Genomic DNA, 16,713 nt, shown 5'->3' on the forward strand with positions numbered 1-16,713 from the left:
CTCTGGCCATAACGCTAAATATTTAGGCAGGTATTGCAAAACAAGATGTGTAGTACCTGCTTTATTGTTATAATTATATTATGATAGCAAAACAGAAAGGAAAGTGTCAGTGAATTACATAATTTTTGATCTGGAATTGAACAGCAAGCCTTTCAAAAACCGGCACCCTAACGAAATAATAGAAATCGGTGCGGTAAAATTAAATGAGGATCTGGATGTGCTGGGCACATTTCAATCCTTTGTGAAACCCAAATTATATAAAAAACTGTTTTCCGTAGTTAAAAACAAAACCCATATAACTCAAGCGGACGTCAATAATGCGGAGGATTTCAAAAGTGTGATCACACGATTTCGTCAATGGATTGGAAAGGATTATATATTATGCAGTTGGGGACATGATGATATGCATCATCTTAAGTCTAATTGTGAATTTCAGCGTATCGGCTCCAAATGGATAAGGGGAAGCATAGATATCCAGAAACAGTTTTCAAGGATAAGTGGTCTGCCGGCAGGCCATTCATTCAGCCTCAAGAGCGCTTTGGAGAGGCTGGAAATACCCATAAGGGATGAACTTCACAGGGCAGACATTGATGCTTTGTATACAGCTGAAATATTTAAGCGGATATATGATAAACTGGACACTCAGGTTGTAGCACCACAGAATAAAGCGAAAAAAGGACTTATCGGAGGTGATCCGTCTGCTGGTCGTAATTGACAGGTTTGAAGGAAGATTTGCCGTATGTGAAGGCGAGGACGGAAGGATGATAAATATAGAAAAAGAGAGAATCCCCGATTCTGCCAGGGAAGGAGATGTGCTTTCCTTCAATGGTGAAACCATCACAATTGACGAGGAAGAGACAAAGAGAAGGCGGGAAAGGATTCTGAAACTGGCAGAAGATGTCTGGGAATGATTATTGTGTATTCTTCAGTCTGCTACATGGCATAGGAGCATATATTTTTCCTGGTGGAGTTTTTTACCACAAGTGTAACGGGTATACAACTATTACATTTTTGAAGCATTGATTCTTCTACCTGGCTTGTTTATCATGTTGTAGTATGTATTAACCTTTGACTATACTAAAAACACATTTTGAGAGGATGACGCAATTGAAACTACCTGGTTACAGGAGCAAAAACCGCTGGAAAATGACCCTGGCGACCCTGGTTTACAGTGCGCTTGTTTTTCTAATTGGATTTGGCTTACTGAATTCAGACTTATCCTACCGTGAGCCTGATGTGGGAAATAACACAGGAAAGACTGCGGAAGGAGCAATACAGCCTGATGACGGTATGAAAACCGGAGGGGATGAAGCCGGGGGTCCCCCTCGAAATCAAGAAGATGAGGTCATACCCGGTAAGGATGAAACGGGTGCGGATTACGGCGGTGGTAAGGCAGCACCGGCAAAAGATGGAAAGCTCATTATCCATTATATAGATGTAGGCCAGGCTGACAGCATATTGATAATAACGCCGGGCAAAAAGGTTATGCTCATTGATGCAGGCAACAATAACGATGGTGATGATGTGGTGGAGTACTTGAGAAATCAGGGCATAAGCAGGATTGATGTTGCAGTTGGCACTCATCCCCATGAAGATCATATAGGCGGGCTGGATACGGTCATCAGGAATTTTGATATAGGGAAAATTTATATGCCCAAAGCTGTGAATGCGACAAAAACCTTTGAGGATGTCCTGGCAGCGGTCAAGGATAAGGGCCTCAAGATAAACACTGCTGAAGGCGGAAGGGATATTGCCATTGATTCCCGGATTGAGTCCTTGTTTCTTGCCCCCAACAGCGGCGAATATAAGGATCTGAACAACTATTCCGCAGTAGTTAAGCTCACCTTTGTAGAGACTTCTTTTCTCTTTGCCGGCGATGCTGAAGATGTATCGGAGGAGGAGATGCTCCAAAAAGGTTATGATTTGAAAGCAGATGTCCTAAAAGTAGGGCACCACGGGAGCAGTTCATCCACTACACCGGAGTTTTTGGAAGAAGTTGATCCGGAATATGCCGTCATTATGACGGGAAAGGACAATGAATACGGACACCCCCACAAAGAAGTCATGGAACGACTTAAAAATAAGGGGATTAAGGTCTACAGGACGGATCAGAACGGTACTGTGGTAGTTGAAAGTGACGGCAGAAATATAACCTTCAGCACCAAACCGGGAGACTACACCTATCCGGAAAAAGGATAGATGTTAAAATATTATAATCTGTATCCGGGGTCTGATTTCGAAATAATGCAATCTCGAGGAGCATTTATACTGGCATAATCGGTTCTTTTAAAAGGTACACATCAAGTTTTCCTTATCCGTGGGGCCTTAAACCAGCTTCACGGATATTTATTTTAAAGAATATTTTATATCCCTCAATTTCAATAAAAAACCGTCAATCTATGAGATTGACGGTTTTTTATTGGTGCGCCATCAGGGACTCGAACCCGGGACACCCTGATTAAGAGTCAGGTGCTCTACCAACTGAGCTAATGGCGCAAATGCCTTCTTTAGACTTGTCCAAGAGAATTTGGACAAACCTGTCCAAATTGTATTTTAATATAAGAGCCGAAGTCTTCATTTCAAAGAAGTACGACTCTTATAATATTGTGGCAGGGGAGACAGGACTTGAACCCGCAGCCGACGGTTTTGGAGACCGCTACTCTACCAATTGAGCTACTCCCCTACGAGCGACTATTATAATATACAATACCCGAAGCTTGTTTGTCAATGGTTTTTTTAATATTTAATTTAAAGATAAATGGGAATAGATAATAAAAATGCGTTATTTCTTTCTCTTGCTACGAAATAAAGCTTGTTTTATGCCGTTTCCTGCTAATTGCGTATAGATTTTTGATGGATATATGATATTATAAAAAGGTATCATAACGGGATAAAATGTAAAAACACAGCCGGAGGACGGCTTGCTGCTATAAAAATCAATGACGACCTTAAGGAGGATTAGTTTATGGATATAAAATTAGGTATAAAATTAGGGTTTATCGGAGCGGGGAATATGGGCTCCGCAATGATGAAAGGAATTCTTTCGTCAGGGCTTATCAAAGCCGGAGACATATATATGTCGGATGTCAATCGCCGGAAGCTGGAAGCTTTAAAGGAGGAAAACGGTGTAAACATCGTTTCCTGCAATAGGGAGCTGGTGGAAAAATCCGATGTGATCATACTTGCTGTGAAACCCAACATGGCAAAGGAAGTTTTGGAACCGTTAAAAGAACTGATTGATGATAAAAAGCTTCTGATAACGATAATTCTGGGGCTGCCTATAAAGTTTTACAGGAGAATATTGGGAGACGGGCTGAAAATAATACGTACGATGCCTAACACTCCTGCTCTGATAGGTGAGGGAATGATACTTATGTCCTATGACAGCGCGGTGGGAGAGGAAGATATAAAGACAGCGAAAATGCTTCTGGAAAGCCTGGGCAAAGTGGAAGTATTGGATGAAAAGCTGATGAGCGAGGTTACGGCAGTAACCGGAAGCAGCCCGGCCTATGTATATATGTTTATTGAAGCTATGGCTGACGCGGCAGTCCGGTCGGGGATTCCGAGAAACCTCGCCTATGAACTGGCAGCTCAGGCAGTTGCGGGATCTGCGAAAATGGTGCTTAGGACCGGAAAACATCCTGGCATTTTGAAGGATGAGGTATGTTCGCCTGCCGGGTCGACGATTGAAGCTGTTGCTGCCTTGGAAAAACACGGTTTCAGGTATGCAATAATGGATGCCATGGAGGAATGCACCAAGAAGGCCAGGGAAGTAGGCAAAATGTATGAGTAAGCTGCTGCTTATGCAGTGTAAATATCTAATTTTATTAAGAAAAGAGAGAAAAACGGAGATAGTATGAAAAAAGTCATTATATACACAGACGGTGCATGTTCAGGCAATCCTGGAGCCGGAGGCTGGGGTGCCATACTGAAGTACGGCGAACACGAGAAGGAAATATCCGGCTATGAAGACAACACCACCAACAATAAAATGGAGCTCACCGCTGCAATAGAGGCGCTAAAGCTGCTTAAGGAGCCGTGTGAAGTCGAGCTTTACAGCGACAGCGCATACCTGGTCAATGCCTTCAACAATAATTGGGTGGAAAAGTGGAAAAACAACGGATGGAAAAATGCAGGCAAAGAAGAAGTGAAAAATATTGAGCTTTGGAAGCAATTGGACGAAATGACAAAAAGGCATAGAATCACATGGATAAAGGTAAAGGGGCATGCGGATAATGAATACAACAACCGTTGCGACAAGCTGGCAACGGATGAAGTGAAGAGAAACAGGAAGGAATGAAGCTGTGAAACTAACAGGCAGGCCAAGTAACCAATGAAAAGCGTTATCCGGCACTGACGAGAAGAAAAGGACAGTGCAACTTAACTTAATTTATCAACTTAAAATTTAAATGCTATTTTTTCTATTGATCATACTTTTGGTTATACTTTGCAAGCATGAGTGGTTGTGTTAGGCTGGTCGTATGCTGAAAAATGCCGGCACAACGGCTTAACTTGTGAACACAATTTGAAGATATAAATTGAGGAGGTAGCAAAATGAATTACGAAGAAAAAACAGTTTCCAGAGAGCACAAGTATAAGGGAAATATAATAAGCGTGGATATGCTTACAGTGACCCTTCCGGACGGAAGACAAGCTACAAGGGATGTGGTGAAACATCCGGGGGCATCGGTGGTTATACCTTTGAATGAAAACGGGGAATTGTATATGGTTAGGCAGTACAGGAAACCTATAGACAGGACTTCACTGGAACTTCCTGCCGGAAAACTGGATCCCGGGGAAGCTCCGGAAGTTTGCGCCCAAAGGGAGTTAAAGGAAGAAACCGGTCTGGAGGCAGGGGAAATAAAACATGTAATCAGTGTGCACAGCACACCGGGATTCTGCAATGAGGTGCTTCACATGTACATAGCCACCCAACTTAAGGAAGGAGAATCCTGCGCTGACGAAGACGAATTCATATCAACGGAGAAAATCCCTGTGCAAAAGCTCATCGGAATGATTCTTAATCATGAGATTACTGACGCCAAAACCATAATCGGAGTGCTTCTTGCAGACAAGATACTTAAGGGTGAAATCAGCATATAAGCTTTGAACCAATTCAAATACATATAAATTAAATATTAAATTTTCATAAAGTTTACAATACACAGCGTGTATTGTAATTTTTTTTATTTTCACAGCATACAATCATTATGTACATAATAAATCAACAGACAAAGTGGCGGGGTGGATTGTATTTGCTGTCAAAAGCTCGAGGTATTCTTACAAGACACATAAAAAACAATATAAAAACGTATTTCTTCCTGCTTATGACCTTTGTTGTAGGAGTATCTGCCGGTGCTTTTACAGTAAATGGATTAAGTACCATGCAACGGGAAGAGCTCACATATTATTTTCAGGGCTTTCTGCAGCTTCTAGACAATCAAAAAGTTGATAATATTGAGCTTTTAAAGCTTGGATTTATGGAGAATATTAAGATTATCGGACTGCTATGGGGTCTGGGAGTGACAATAATCGGAATACCTTTCATTTTTATAATAATTGGCATAAGGGGTTTCATAACTGGCTTCACTTCAGGTTTCATAATCGGAATGTTGGGATGGAAAGGCATAGTTTTTACACTGCTGGCTCTTTTACCCAAGGAATTCATAATAATACCCTGTTTAATCTCTCTTGGAGTTAGCGGAATAAACTTTTCCAGGAATATCATTAAGAAAAAATCCATGCATCATTTATCCAAAGGCAATTTAAAAACCAGTTTCATAGCATACTGCATGGTTACGCTGTTTTTTACCTGCTTTATATTTGCCGGTGTTTTGATGGAGGCATATGTCACTCCGGTTTTTATCAGGATGATAAGGCCAATGATTACATCATGAGTTTACAATAAAAAAAATTATATGCAAAATCAAACAAAATAAAATATAATACGTATACATTAGTAATTTATGGTTAATAATCATTAGTGGAAAACTATAGAAATACATTAAGATGGACCGATAATAATGTTCGAAAAAAGTATCAAAATATGTAAATTCTGAAGCAGGATTTTTGGAAATCTTGCAGAATATAGTACTGATATGAATATTTTATATATATTAGAAAAATTTTCTTGATGTTGCTTACGAATATAAGGACACAGTTGTTATGGTTAAGCCTAGCGTTAATTATAGATATGAGAAGGGGTAGATTGTTTAATGGAAGCATTAGTACAAAAATTTATTAGCTTTCTCGAAAGGGATAAGCGGCTATCAGCAAATACACTGCAGTCATACAGAAGGGATGTAGACCAGTATATTACATATTTGCGGGAGATAAATCTGCTTAATATATCCAACACCAATAAAACCACGATAATTGCTTATCTTCTTCACTTGCAGAAAAAAGGGCGTGCTACATCCACAATTTCCAGAAATCTCGCTTCAATCCGGTCCTTTTACCAGTATTTATCCAAGAACAGAATCATTGATAATGACCCGACCACCGGACTTGAATCGCCGAAAGTTGAAAAAAAGCTGCCGCAGATATTGTCAACACAGGAAGTTGAACTTCTGCTCGAGCAACCTAAATGTGTTGACTTAAAAGGATATAGGGATAAAGCGATGCTGGAATTGCTGTATGCTTCCGGCATTAGAGTGTCGGAACTGATATCCCTGGATGTGGAGGATGTAAACTTAGAAACAGGGTTCATCCGGTGCAGCAAAGGCAACAGGGAAAGGATGATTCCCATCGGGTCGATTGCCATGAGCGCCTTACAGGATTATCTGACCAACGCAAGGGATATGATGATTCATAGCAAGGATGAAAAAGCCTTGTTTGTTAACGTGAACGGAAAGAGGCTGACCCGTCAGGGATTCTGGAAGATTATCAAGCAGTACAAGAACATGGCGAAAATCAACAAGGATATCACGCCTCATACCTTGAGGCATTCCTTCGCCGCCCACCTGCTGGAAAATGGCGCTGATTTGCGTTCCATACAGGAAATGCTCGGACATTCCGATATTTCCTCCACGCAAATTTATGCTCAGATAGCAAAGAATAAGATAAAAGATATATACAAGAAAACGCATCCAAGAGCATAACAGGAAGCAGCCTCTCTTTTTGAGGGTTGGTCTTAGGGAATTTTATCCCGTAAAAATATCGGCATATATTGGTACGTTTTACCGGCTATGCCGATTTTTCTTTTTCTGGTGCCGATGCAGAGATCGGTGGATCAAACATGCCAATGGAGTTAGAATGATTTTGATATGCCATACCTGTCTACCATCATTGAAAACATGGATTATATCAAAGAGCTCACAGGTGGTCTTTTCTGTGAGGTCTTTATTGCTGTGTACTTTTGTCCCAATGTATTGAAGTGGCCTGAATTATGTGAACATAGAATTTGCACCGATTAGGGTGCTGGACAGATGAAAAATTGAATAAAGGATTGTAAAGGGGAAAGAAATAATTATGGATCATATTAAAACATTTAGTCTTTACGGGTCGGAATCTCCAAAGCAAATAGCTTTGCATAACAGTTCCCGCGGTGAAAATGATATTCGAATGACTTATATTGTTGAGTTCCCGAATATGGATAAGCTTGCGGTCAAGGTAACTAAAAATTCCTTTACAACGCCAGAACGTGTAAAAGGGTGGGCAGAGCTTATCGAGCACTACAATAATCTCGGTATATATTGTCCTAAAATAGTGCGTAATAAAAATGGTGAATATTGCTCAAACATTGACGGATACCTGGTTTTCGCCGAAGAATATATGAAATACAAGCCGGCTGCCGGAAGGAACGAGAGTCTTACCGGTGATCAGAAATACGAGAGAAAGCTATATGAATCAATAGGTCTTGTTGCAGCAAATCCAGCACCACTTGTGCCATGGCATACGGCATACTGCATTTATGATAAATTTGACATAACAGATGAATATGATGAAAATTACCAGTGTGCTATGGAGCTTCGGGATTATTATCGAGACAACATACCTGAGCATGCAATGCGGGCACAAAAGCTTTTCGAAGAATACTGCCGCCGAAGGGAGAAATTTGAGCCTATATACCGTTTGCTCCCTAAGTCGGTTTTTCAGGGTGACATAAACGATTCAAATATCCTTGTCGATGAAGCAGGTGATTTCAAGGGAATGATTGATTTCAACCTCTCCGGTACGGAAACAATTTTAAACTATGCTTTCTGTGAAAGTTTTTGCTGCCTAGAGGATGATTCGGAAATCGATGTGCTTCTTGACACTGAAGCTTTGAAAAAGCGTGATGCATGGACTGCACAGCGCCTGGCATGGATTGGAAAGCACTATAAATTCACCGATGAAGAAAGGGAAGCTTTTAACGAGTACTACAATATAGTGGCTCCGTTTCGATGGACATATCATTGCTTTTTCCTGTCACTTCTGAAAAATAGAGAAAAATATCCGGAAGGGAGGAAATATGCAGGACATATTCTTGACTGGACGGAATATCAGATGACAAGAAGTGATGTAAGCAGCTTGCTTCCATAAATAAAAACTTGAAAGGATATTCTTGAAATTGTCAAGGAGGATTTTTAATGGATAAAAGGCTGGTAGGAAAATGGTATACAGCTGACTGGGGTGAAACAATCAACATATTTGATGAAGAACCGTTACGAATGAAAATATCCTTTTCACTTTCCGGAAATTATAATTTTGAACCAAACCGAGTTTATGAAAAAGATGACTATCTATGCTTTGAAATAAACGATGGAGACCAGCGTAAGGTGTATCACGTACGATACGTAGACGGCTTTTTAAAAGGATATTATATATATCATGGAAAGGAAATACCTGCAACATACGAACGGATCTCCGAGATACCTGAGGACGGACAGTTCGAGTTCAATCCTCATCAGATGGTTGTTCCATATCCCGATGTGCCACGCATTGAAATACTTAAAGAATACGCTGAATACGACAATAGACAATCATCAAATCCCTGTTGCATTGAATACAGGCTTTATGAACCGGTCCCCGACATACTTCAGAAATACGATTACAAAAAGTATATAGAAGGTTATACCCCCACTGATGACAGATTGGCTTTTTCTCTACTTGATTTCGTGTGTGATCACTTTGGTCATGACGGCACGAGCGGATTTCCGAAGGGATGCCGGGTAGAAGATATTATTGCTTACTGCGAAAACCACAACGGAAAGATAAATTGCAGGGGACTTGCCATTCTTCTGGCTGCCTTGCTGCGTATGAACGGGATAAAAGCATCACACGTAACTTGTATGCCCTATGAAGATCCGTTTGACGATTGCCATGTGGTTACTGACTGCATTCTTCCCTCCGGAGCAAGAATCATGTTTGATCCTACATATAGATTATATTTGAGGGACTCTAACGGTGAATATGTTTCACTGCAGAGGCTTCGTAAAATGCTAATTAACGGCGAAGTGTACTATCCCAACTCGGAAGCATCATATAATGGAGGCAGATTCGATTTGGATTTTCAAAGACAGTATATGATTAAAAATGCTTTTCGTTTTTCACGAGGCACTTTCTGTGCTGATGGTTATGATGATAACAGCAAGCGCCGGATTGAATTGATTCCAAGCAATTACCCCATCGATAATTTTAGCGATCAACGGAGGAGTGAATTTGTGTTCTGTGAATCTGAGTTTTGGGGTTTGATGCCTTAATTTTAGTTGAATTAGTGAGCATTGATTTCAACGACACGGTTTTAAACTTCCCAGATGCTCCCAGTATTATAAAATCATAAAGGAGCGTGATAATAATAGATATTGAAAAAATAGGGCAGCAAATATGCTATTTAAGAAAGGCTAAGAGATTGACGCAAGCAGATATGGGTGAAAGGCTGGGGGTGTCATTTTAAACAGTGTCGAAATGGGAACGAGGCGAGACTTTACACGATATATCATTGTTGGGCGCCTTATCTGATGCTCTTGAAACCACTATAGATAACATACTTCGCGTCGAAGATCGCCCGGCTTTCATGAGGCGTATTACAGTATCACAAATGAGAGAGGGAATAGAGTGTTTTGAAAAAATAGGTGAACTGCTAGGGACAGACAGTTACTTTTTTATGCCGATATAAATGGGTATATATCATAAGTAGATATGTTAAAATATTCATGTAAAAATCATAGGCAAGGAGAATTGTGATGAAGAGAGTCATTTTGATAGTATTGGACAGCGTAGGTATGGGAGAACTGCCTGACGCAGGCAAATATGGAGATACAGGCAGCAACACCCTGGGCAATATTGCAGAGAGGATAAAAGGATTCAGTCTTCCTGAGCTTGAGAAGCTCGGGTTGGGAAATATCGACGGGATGAAGGGAATAAAGAAATCAGATAAGGCGGAAGGATGCTATGGGAGAATGGCTGAGCAATCTGCGGGGAAGGATACGACCACCGGACACTGGGAGATCGCAGGGCTGATCTTGAAAAAGCCTTTCCCTGTGTATCCTGAAGGGTTTCCGGCAGATATAATTGAAAGGTTTGAAAAAGCCATAGGCACAAAGATAATTGGAAATGTAGCAGCATCCGGGACGGAGATTATAAAGCAACTGGGAAGAGAACATGTGAGAACCGGATATCCGATTGTATATACCTCTGCGGACAGCGTGTTCCAGATAGCTGCTCATGAAGAAGTGATTCCGGTAGAAAAGCTGTATGAAATGTGCGCCAAAGCCCGGGAGATAATGAGTGGGGAGCATGCCGTAGGCAGAGTTATCGCCCGCCCTTTTGCCGGCGAAGAAGGAAATTATAAAAGGACCGACCGTAGGCGGGATTTTTCCTTAAGCCCTTTTGACAAAACGATACTGGATTATGTGTCGGAGGCTGGGTATGAAGTCAAAGCAGTAGGTAAAATAGAGGACATATTTAATAAGCAAGGTATAACGGAAGCGGTTCATACCCATGACAACATGGATGGTGTGGACAGGACCTTGTCCTATATGGAGAAAGATTTTGAAGGTATGATTTTTACCAACCTGGTGGATTTTGATATGCTGTTCGGGCACAGGAATGATGTGGAAGGATATGCCAGAGCCTTGAAGGAGTTTGACAGAAGAGTGCCTGAAATACTTGACAGGCTGAAGGAAGACGACATGCTGATCATCACTGCCGATCACGGATGTGATCCGACAACGGAGAGCACAGATCATTCTAGAGAGTATGTTCCCCTGCTTGTATATGGGAAAAAGCTTAAGCAAAACGTAAACTTGGGCACGAGGGGCACTTTTGCCGACATAAGCGCAACTATAGCTGAATTCTTTGGGATTAAGTCTACCGGAAATGGTACAAGCTTCTACAACAGTATCGCATAATCAGAAGTTTAAAATAACTTTGATGTCAGTACTCCCGTTACAGGTAGAAATCCTACGCGGCATATGAATTTTAACTGTTTTTATGGTAAGAATATAATGGAAACTCCCGGCATAACATTTAGTAAGATGATATGACGGGAGGGTATCTCGTGTTGAAAAAAATTATAATATATAGTCTGCTTTTTGCTATTATTTTTACAATGCCTATAGCATCAACTGTTCTGGCCGGAGCCGACAGTGATGTCGAAGTATTTACGCAAACCTCGGGTAGTGGAAATGCTCTGAACTTAAAGGCTAAAGGAGCAATATTGATAGACGGTACTACGGGAACAGTCCTTTTTGAGCATAACAGCCGTGAAAGGCTGCCCATGGCCAGCGTTACAAAGATAATGACTATGCTTTTGACCATGGAGGCGATAGACACAGGACGGATAAGCTATGATGATATGATTCCGGCATCCCCGCATGCCATTTCGATTGGTACGACCCAGCTATGGTTGAAGGAAGGCGAGGAGTTTTCAGTAAGGGATATGCTAAAGGCTGTTACTATCCGTTCGGCTAACGACGCTGCAATTATGCTTGCTGAGAAGATTGCCGGAAGCGAGGAGGCCTTTGTTGCCAAGATGAATGAAAAGGCAGCCGAGCTTGGAATGAAGGATACCAAGTTTATGGACTGCAGCGGTCTCACTGATGAAGGCCAGTACAGCACTGCCTATGATATTGCCATAATGTCACGGGAACTCCTGACCAAATACCCTGAAATAATTGAATATACTACCAAATGGCATGATACCATAAGGGACGGCAAGACATCTCTGGACAACACCAACAAACTGATTAGGAGTTATGACGGTATAATCGGCCTTAAAACCGGTTACACGGAAGCTGCAGGCTATAACCTTTCTGCTGCGGCTAAAAGGAACAACCTTATGCTCATATCGGTGGTTCTTGGCGAACCGGATTCCAACACAAGGTTTAGGGAGTCGGCAAAACTCCTGGATTATGGTTTCGCCAATTATGAATTGGCAGATGTGAACAAAAAGGGTGAAGAGCTTTTGACGATCGAAGTAAAAAAAGGTTTATCAAAAAATGTAGTGGGTGTGTTAAAAAGCGATGTTCAGCTCTTGCTTCCAAAAGGGTATAAGGGCAAAATCGAGCGAAAAGTGAGAGCCGTCGAAGAACTGGTTGCACCGGTTGCCGAAGGCCAGAAAATTGGAGAGGCAGTATATCTGATGGACGGAAAAGAAATCAACAAAGCAGATATAGTTGCTCAGTACGGTGTTGAGAAAACAACCTTCACCAGACTGCTGATAAAAATGCTGTCCATGTGGTTTTGCATAGGAAGAAGATAATATCAGGTATAGTCATATAAACATAGGCATATTGAGCAGCCTCATAAGAGCACTGAATATAAATCTGATGGGAGGCCTGATGATAAATGAAACAATTGGAGTTATGACTATGATGATCAGTATTATCGTGCTATACTGCTGCAAAATGTAAATTATCTTGTACCTTCTTGGCGGAATGATTTCAGCCAGAATATGAAAACCGTCAAGGGGTGGGATGGGCAGAAGATTAAACAGGAACAGGACAAGGTTTATATTGATGGTGTAGAGAAACATGCTTGCCACAGTGCCGAACAACGTAACACTCATGGATGTTTTTTCACCATATACGACAAGAATTTTTAGAAAAACAGCGAATACCGCAGCAAGAAACAGGTTCATTGCCGGTCCTGCGGCGGATACTATAACTTTGTCGCGTCTTGGATTTTTATAGTACCTGGAATCCACAGACACCGGTCTTGCCCAGCCAAAGCCGGCAAATATCAATAGCATGAAACCTATGAAGTCTATATGGGGAAGAGGATTCAGTGTAAGCCTTCCCTGGGCCCTGGGTGTAGGGTCTCCCAATCGATCGGAAGCAAGCGCATGGGCAAATTCGTGGAAAGAAAGAGCCAACAAAATGCCCGGCAATGTTAACAGAATTCTCTCAATATCAAAATCAAACATAAGCATCTCCCGAAACTTTTATATAATTTTTATTCAACTTTTCAACAAATATTAATAAAAGTTTAGCAGACAAGCCTCTCATTGTCCAGGGGTTAGCCGCCGGAATATCCATATTGTAAAATTGCTCAACCATATGCTATTATATAGTAATAGTGGTTTTTGGGAACTTTATGGGTATTTATTGAGATTGGTGGTTTTATGGAGAGTGCTCTCACAAAGGCGTGTAAAATTAAAATACAGAATTTTGAAGGACCTTTTGATTTGCTGTTCCACCTGATTGAAAAGAATCAGGTAAGCATATATGATATACCTATCAATGAGATAACTGATCAGTACATGGATTACTTGTTTGCCATGCAGGAATTTGATATGGAGATTGCCAGTGAATTTCTGGTAATGGCAGCCACTTTGCTCCACATCAAATCGAGAATGCTATTACCCGAAAAGAAAGTCCAAAAAGAGGAAGAAGAGGTTGATCCCAGGGAAGAGCTGGTACTCAAACTTGTCGAATACAAAAAGTATAAAGAGTTTTCCAAGACCCTTAAGGAGAGGGAGGAATACTGGGACAAAGCTTTCTACAAGCTGCCCGAAGTATATGATTTCAAATGGGAACCGGAGCCACTGGAGTTGTCTCCCGACGAGCTAAAGCGGATTTACGGGGAAATTCTCAGCAGAAATAAAAAAAGATTTAACAATACGGAAGTTAAAATGGCTCAGATTATGCAGGGTGAAAAAGTTTCGCTGAAAAGCAAAATGAAAGAAGTGATCCGAAGCCTATTAAACAGGGCGGTCGTAGCTTTTACCGATCTGTTTTCGCCCAGAAGAAAATCAAAGGCAGAGGTGGTCACCGGCTTTATGGCCATATTGGAGCTGTCTAAGCTGAAAAAGGTCAGGTTGGAGCAAAAGAAGCAATTTGACGAGATTCTCATTTACAAAACTACAGACAACTGAAAAACAGTTCAGCAGAAAAGCAGAATTAATGCAGCGGAGTGAAGAAAATGGATATGGAGATGGATATAAGGGAAATAGAGTCAGTGGTGGAAGGCTTGCTCTTTGCGGCAGGGGACCCGCTTCCCCTGGAGAAGATAGCCGATATAACCGGCGTGGACAGGAAAACTACAAAACTGATTTTAAGCAATATGATGATAAATTATCAGAATTCCAGGCGAGGCATAATCATCAGGGAAATTAACGGCAGTTACCAGTTATGCACAAGGCCTGAGCACCATGATTACATAAAGAAGCTGTTTGAACCGAGACAGAAGCAGGGATTATCCCAGGCAGCTTTTGAAACTCTGGCGATAATCGCATACAATTCACCCATCACCCGGGCGGGAATTGAGAATATAAGAGGGGTAAATTCCGACAGCGCAATAGCCAAGCTTATTGAAAGAAATCTTATAAGGGAAGCCGGAAGGATGGACAGCCCGGGAAAGCCGGTGCTATACGAGACAACCGATGAGTTTCTGAGGTGTTTTGGTTTCCGATCCTTGGCCGATCTGCCCCGGACGGAAATGAATGAGCTTGAGTCGGTGCCGCCGGCACAGGAAAGCTCTTCCCGAGAAAATCCTACCGGGGATAATACTCATGATGAAAGCGCCTCTAATGAAATTTCTTCTGAAGGCAATCCACCTAAAGAGTGATTCTTTTATTTGGGCTCTGTTTTAAGATAATGTTGATATTTTTCTATTAATTTAAAAGACCAGTAAAATTACTGGTCTTTAACACGTAATTATTTAATATTTCTAATTAGGTAATTAAAAATATCAATCTATTTTCTTCTGTAATCATAAATTTCACTTTTTACATTTAATTCTACACCGTTTATTATTACAATTTCATCATTTATCCATTCAATTTCTGCTTTTTCACAATGATATTGCCAGTAAATATTTTTGGTTTTACCGTTTTTATTATATATTAATTTTGTATTAAAATTCATGATCAAACAGAACCTTTAATAAAAAAACATCTAGGGGAAGCCCTACTGATAAAAATAAGATTCTTAAGATTATTTCTTAAATTTCCGGAACTTCTGTGTAATATTTGATTAACAAGGAAAAAATAACTAGATGAGGTGGAAGGATGCTTTATTTAGTTATTTTTTTTGTTGTCGCCTTGTTATTATTGGTGCTGTTTGTTACAAAACTCAATGTCATTGTTGATTATAAGCTGAGCGGCAAGGATGACTGGGGAACGGTTACCTTTTCCGCATTCGGAGGGCTGCTTAAGTATAATATAAAGCTGCCTGTAAGAAAAAGGAAGGATGCCGGGGACAGCATCGAAAAAAAGGGCCGGGAAGGCGCTCCGCGGGACAAATTGAATAATATAAAAGAAGTGTATAAATCGATTGCTGAGATCAGAAAATATCTCGGCAAGAAAATAATACTGGACATGCTCCGGCTGAAAGTCCATATAGGTACGGGCGATGCATGTGAAACAGGTATCTTAAGCGGATTTGCATGGACAATATTAGGAACGGCCGTCTCATATGTCATAAACTCCTTCAGGCTATCTAAAGCTTTTAATACGGATATAGCAGTAAACCCCTATTTTGTGGAAAAAAAGTTTATTATTGAATTATATTGCATATTTGATATCAAATTTGTCCATATTATAGTAGTAGCTTTAAAATATAAAATCTCCAAAAAGAAAAAGCAGAAAAAAGCTAAAAATAAAAATAAAATGACAAATAAAGGTGGTATGAACAATGTCTCAGCATCCAATAGAAGGTCTGATGAAAACGGCTATGGAAAGCATAAAGGAAATGGTTGACGTCAATACTATAGTGGGCGATGCCGTGCAAACGCCGGATGGTACAGTTATAATACCCATCTCAAGGGTGACTTTCGGCTTTGCGTCCGGAGGCGGGGAGTATAAAGCCGCAATGAGGGTTGATGATGATAATGGTGATGAAGAAGAGGAAGGCTCATCCCAAAGCAGGACAAACAGCAAATTTCCTTTCGCAGGAGGTAGTGGCGCCGGTGTCAGCATAAACCCTGTGGCATTCATGGTGGTAGGGCAGAATCAGATAAAGCTGCTGCCTGTAAATACCAATTATACGGTTGAAAAGGTGATAGATCTGGTGCCGGAGCTCATGAAAAAGGCAAATGAAACGTTCAGAAAAAAGATCACAGTCAAAAAAGAGATAAAAACCGGCGATAAAAACGGAAAAGTTGTAGAAGAAGTAGAAAATGAGTGAGTGGGATGTGAAAGCACCCACTTTTTGTATATAATATTGTCTGGAATATATATTAGCTGGAAAATATCCAAAAATCACTAATGGCAGAATCAAAGATATCTGTTATCTGCGACTGTGCTTAAGGAGCGCAGGACTATGCGGTGTACTTTGGATGCTTATATCA

At 40.8% G+C, this 16,713-nt stretch carries 18 protein-coding genes and 2 tRNA genes; 16 read left to right on the forward strand and 4 right to left on the reverse strand.

Translation table 11 applies throughout. From position 1 onward, the window contains the following. Positions 1–109: 109 nt before the first annotated feature. The 3 genes from CDO33_RS07115 (at position 110) to CDO33_RS07125 (ending at position 2,199) form a co-directional block, all read left to right on the forward strand. Positions 110–715 carry a 3'-5' exonuclease gene (locus CDO33_RS07115; RefSeq protein WP_103081969.1) on the forward strand — a complete coding sequence of 202 codons (606 nt, stop codon included), beginning with the start codon at positions 110–112 and terminating at the stop codon, positions 713–715. Then, positions 690–911: a DUF3006 domain-containing protein gene (locus CDO33_RS07120; RefSeq protein ID WP_242973916.1), complete on the forward strand. Its 222-nt coding sequence runs from the start codon at positions 690–692 to the stop codon at positions 909–911. The genes CDO33_RS07115 and CDO33_RS07120 overlap by 26 nt, the downstream gene beginning before the upstream one ends. 196 nt (positions 912–1,107) lie before the next feature. After that, positions 1,108–2,199 carry a ComEC/Rec2 family competence protein gene (locus CDO33_RS07125; RefSeq protein WP_242973915.1) on the forward strand — a complete coding sequence of 364 codons (1,092 nt, stop codon included), beginning with the start codon at positions 1,108–1,110 and terminating at the stop codon, positions 2,197–2,199. Between the two features lie 221 nt (positions 2,200–2,420). Here CDO33_RS07125 and CDO33_RS07130 read toward each other — a convergent pair. Both CDO33_RS07130 and CDO33_RS07135 read right to left on the reverse strand, forming a co-directional pair. Next, a tRNA-Lys gene (locus CDO33_RS07130) sits at positions 2,421–2,496 on the reverse strand. A gap of 111 nt (positions 2,497–2,607) precedes the next feature. Next, positions 2,608–2,683: transfer RNA gene (locus tag CDO33_RS07135), tRNA-Trp, on the reverse strand. A gap of 282 nt (positions 2,684–2,965) precedes the next feature. Here CDO33_RS07135 and proC point away from each other — a divergent pair. The 9 genes from proC to CDO33_RS07185 all read left to right on the forward strand — a co-directional run bounded on the left by proC (position 2,966) and on the right by CDO33_RS07185 (position 12,685). Next, the gene (gene proC / locus CDO33_RS07140) at positions 2,966–3,793 is read left to right on the forward strand and encodes a pyrroline-5-carboxylate reductase (protein WP_103081968.1); all 828 of its coding nucleotides are present in this window, start codon (positions 2,966–2,968) and stop codon (positions 3,791–3,793) included. Between the two features lie 63 nt (positions 3,794–3,856). Beyond that, positions 3,857–4,300, forward strand: a complete 444-nt coding sequence (gene rnhA, locus CDO33_RS07145) for a ribonuclease HI (RefSeq protein ID WP_103081967.1) — start codon at positions 3,857–3,859, stop codon at positions 4,298–4,300. Positions 4,301–4,554: 254 nt separating this feature from the next. Further along, positions 4,555–5,103, forward strand: a complete 549-nt coding sequence (locus tag CDO33_RS07150; RefSeq protein WP_103081966.1) for an NUDIX domain-containing protein — start codon at positions 4,555–4,557, stop codon at positions 5,101–5,103. A 152-nt stretch (positions 5,104–5,255) separates the two neighbouring features. Then, entirely contained in the window at positions 5,256–5,897 is a 642-nt protein-coding gene (spoIIM, locus tag CDO33_RS07155) for a stage II sporulation protein M (protein WP_242973914.1), read from the forward strand. 318 nt (positions 5,898–6,215) lie between these two features. Continuing rightward, positions 6,216–7,100 carry a site-specific tyrosine recombinase XerD gene (gene xerD, locus CDO33_RS07160; RefSeq protein WP_103081964.1) on the forward strand — a complete coding sequence of 295 codons (885 nt, stop codon included), beginning with the start codon at positions 6,216–6,218 and terminating at the stop codon, positions 7,098–7,100. A 370-nt stretch (positions 7,101–7,470) separates the two neighbouring features. Then, positions 7,471–8,523 carry a phosphotransferase gene (locus CDO33_RS07165; RefSeq protein ID WP_103081963.1) on the forward strand — a complete coding sequence of 351 codons (1,053 nt, stop codon included), beginning with the start codon at positions 7,471–7,473 and terminating at the stop codon, positions 8,521–8,523. Between the two features lie 47 nt (positions 8,524–8,570). Continuing rightward, positions 8,571–9,683 carry a transglutaminase domain-containing protein gene (locus CDO33_RS07170; protein WP_103081962.1) on the forward strand — a complete coding sequence of 371 codons (1,113 nt, stop codon included), beginning with the start codon at positions 8,571–8,573 and terminating at the stop codon, positions 9,681–9,683. A gap of 483 nt (positions 9,684–10,166) precedes the next feature. After that, entirely contained in the window at positions 10,167–11,333 is a 1,167-nt protein-coding gene (locus tag CDO33_RS07180; RefSeq protein WP_103081960.1) for a phosphopentomutase, read from the forward strand. Between the two features lie 149 nt (positions 11,334–11,482). Then, entirely contained in the window at positions 11,483–12,685 is a 1,203-nt protein-coding gene (locus CDO33_RS07185) for a D-alanyl-D-alanine carboxypeptidase family protein (protein WP_242973913.1), read from the forward strand. Positions 12,686–12,697: 12 nt separating this feature from the next. Here CDO33_RS07185 and CDO33_RS07190 read toward each other — a convergent pair whose 3' ends face one another. Continuing rightward, complete coding sequence (locus CDO33_RS07190) at positions 12,698–13,348, reverse strand: site-2 protease family protein (protein ID WP_242973363.1); 651 nt, start codon at positions 13,346–13,348, stop codon at positions 12,698–12,700. Positions 13,349–13,507: 159 nt separating this feature from the next. Here CDO33_RS07190 and CDO33_RS07195 point away from each other — a divergent pair, with 159 nt between their 5' ends. Together CDO33_RS07195 and scpB are read left to right on the forward strand one after the other, a co-directional pair. Continuing rightward, on the forward strand, positions 13,508–14,299 hold the full coding sequence (locus CDO33_RS07195) for a segregation and condensation protein A (RefSeq protein ID WP_242974849.1): 792 nt from the start codon (positions 13,508–13,510) through the stop codon (positions 14,297–14,299). 47 nt (positions 14,300–14,346) lie between these two features. Further along, complete coding sequence (scpB, locus tag CDO33_RS07200; protein WP_479690679.1) at positions 14,347–14,991, forward strand: SMC-Scp complex subunit ScpB; 645 nt, start codon at positions 14,347–14,349, stop codon at positions 14,989–14,991. Between the two features lie 128 nt (positions 14,992–15,119). On the opposite strand, the gene CDO33_RS20785 is transcribed toward scpB, so the two are convergent. Then, on the reverse strand, positions 15,120–15,290 hold the full coding sequence (locus tag CDO33_RS20785) for a DUF5412 family protein (RefSeq protein WP_161496545.1): 171 nt from the start codon (positions 15,288–15,290) through the stop codon (positions 15,120–15,122). Positions 15,291–15,433: 143 nt separating this feature from the next. Here CDO33_RS20785 and CDO33_RS07205 point away from each other — a divergent pair, with 143 nt between their 5' ends. Together CDO33_RS07205 and ytfJ are read left to right on the forward strand one after the other, a co-directional pair. Further along, on the forward strand, positions 15,434–16,123 hold the full coding sequence (locus CDO33_RS07205; RefSeq protein WP_103081956.1) for a DUF2953 domain-containing protein: 690 nt from the start codon (positions 15,434–15,436) through the stop codon (positions 16,121–16,123). Continuing rightward, complete coding sequence (gene ytfJ, locus CDO33_RS07210) at positions 16,059–16,550, forward strand: GerW family sporulation protein (protein WP_103081955.1); 492 nt, start codon at positions 16,059–16,061, stop codon at positions 16,548–16,550. The genes CDO33_RS07205 and ytfJ overlap by 65 nt, the downstream gene beginning before the upstream one ends. Positions 16,551–16,713 lie beyond the last annotated feature (163 nt).

Source organism: Clostridium thermosuccinogenes (assembly GCF_002896855.1).
Lineage (GTDB): Bacteria > Bacillota > Clostridia > Acetivibrionales > DSM-5807 > Pseudoclostridium > Pseudoclostridium thermosuccinogenes.

Excerpts from the sequence above, each read along its gene's own strand:
- rnhA (WP_103081967.1), top strand. The coding sequence starts at position 3,857 with ATGAAAAAAGTCATTATATACACAGACGGTGCATGTTCAGGCAATCCT.
- xerD (WP_103081964.1), top strand. The coding sequence starts at position 6,216 with ATGGAAGCATTAGTACAAAAATTTATTAGCTTTCTCGAAAGGGATAAG.
- CDO33_RS20785 (WP_161496545.1), bottom strand. The coding sequence starts at position 15,290 with ATGAATTTTAATACAAAATTAATATATAATAAAAACGGTAAAACCAAA.
- proC (WP_103081968.1), top strand. The coding sequence starts at position 2,966 with ATGGATATAAAATTAGGTATAAAATTAGGGTTTATCGGAGCGGGGAAT.
- ytfJ (WP_103081955.1), top strand. The coding sequence starts at position 16,059 with ATGTCTCAGCATCCAATAGAAGGTCTGATGAAAACGGCTATGGAAAGC.
- CDO33_RS07150 (WP_103081966.1), top strand. The coding sequence starts at position 4,555 with ATGAATTACGAAGAAAAAACAGTTTCCAGAGAGCACAAGTATAAGGGA.
- CDO33_RS07190 (WP_242973363.1), bottom strand. The coding sequence starts at position 13,348 with ATGTTTGATTTTGATATTGAGAGAATTCTGTTAACATTGCCGGGCATT.
- CDO33_RS07180 (WP_103081960.1), top strand. The coding sequence starts at position 10,167 with ATGAAGAGAGTCATTTTGATAGTATTGGACAGCGTAGGTATGGGAGAA.
- CDO33_RS07205 (WP_103081956.1), top strand. The coding sequence starts at position 15,434 with ATGCTTTATTTAGTTATTTTTTTTGTTGTCGCCTTGTTATTATTGGTG.
- CDO33_RS07165 (WP_103081963.1), top strand. The coding sequence starts at position 7,471 with ATGGATCATATTAAAACATTTAGTCTTTACGGGTCGGAATCTCCAAAG.
- scpB (WP_479690679.1), top strand. The coding sequence starts at position 14,347 with ATGGATATGGAGATGGATATAAGGGAAATAGAGTCAGTGGTGGAAGGC.
- CDO33_RS07170 (WP_103081962.1), top strand. The coding sequence starts at position 8,571 with ATGGATAAAAGGCTGGTAGGAAAATGGTATACAGCTGACTGGGGTGAA.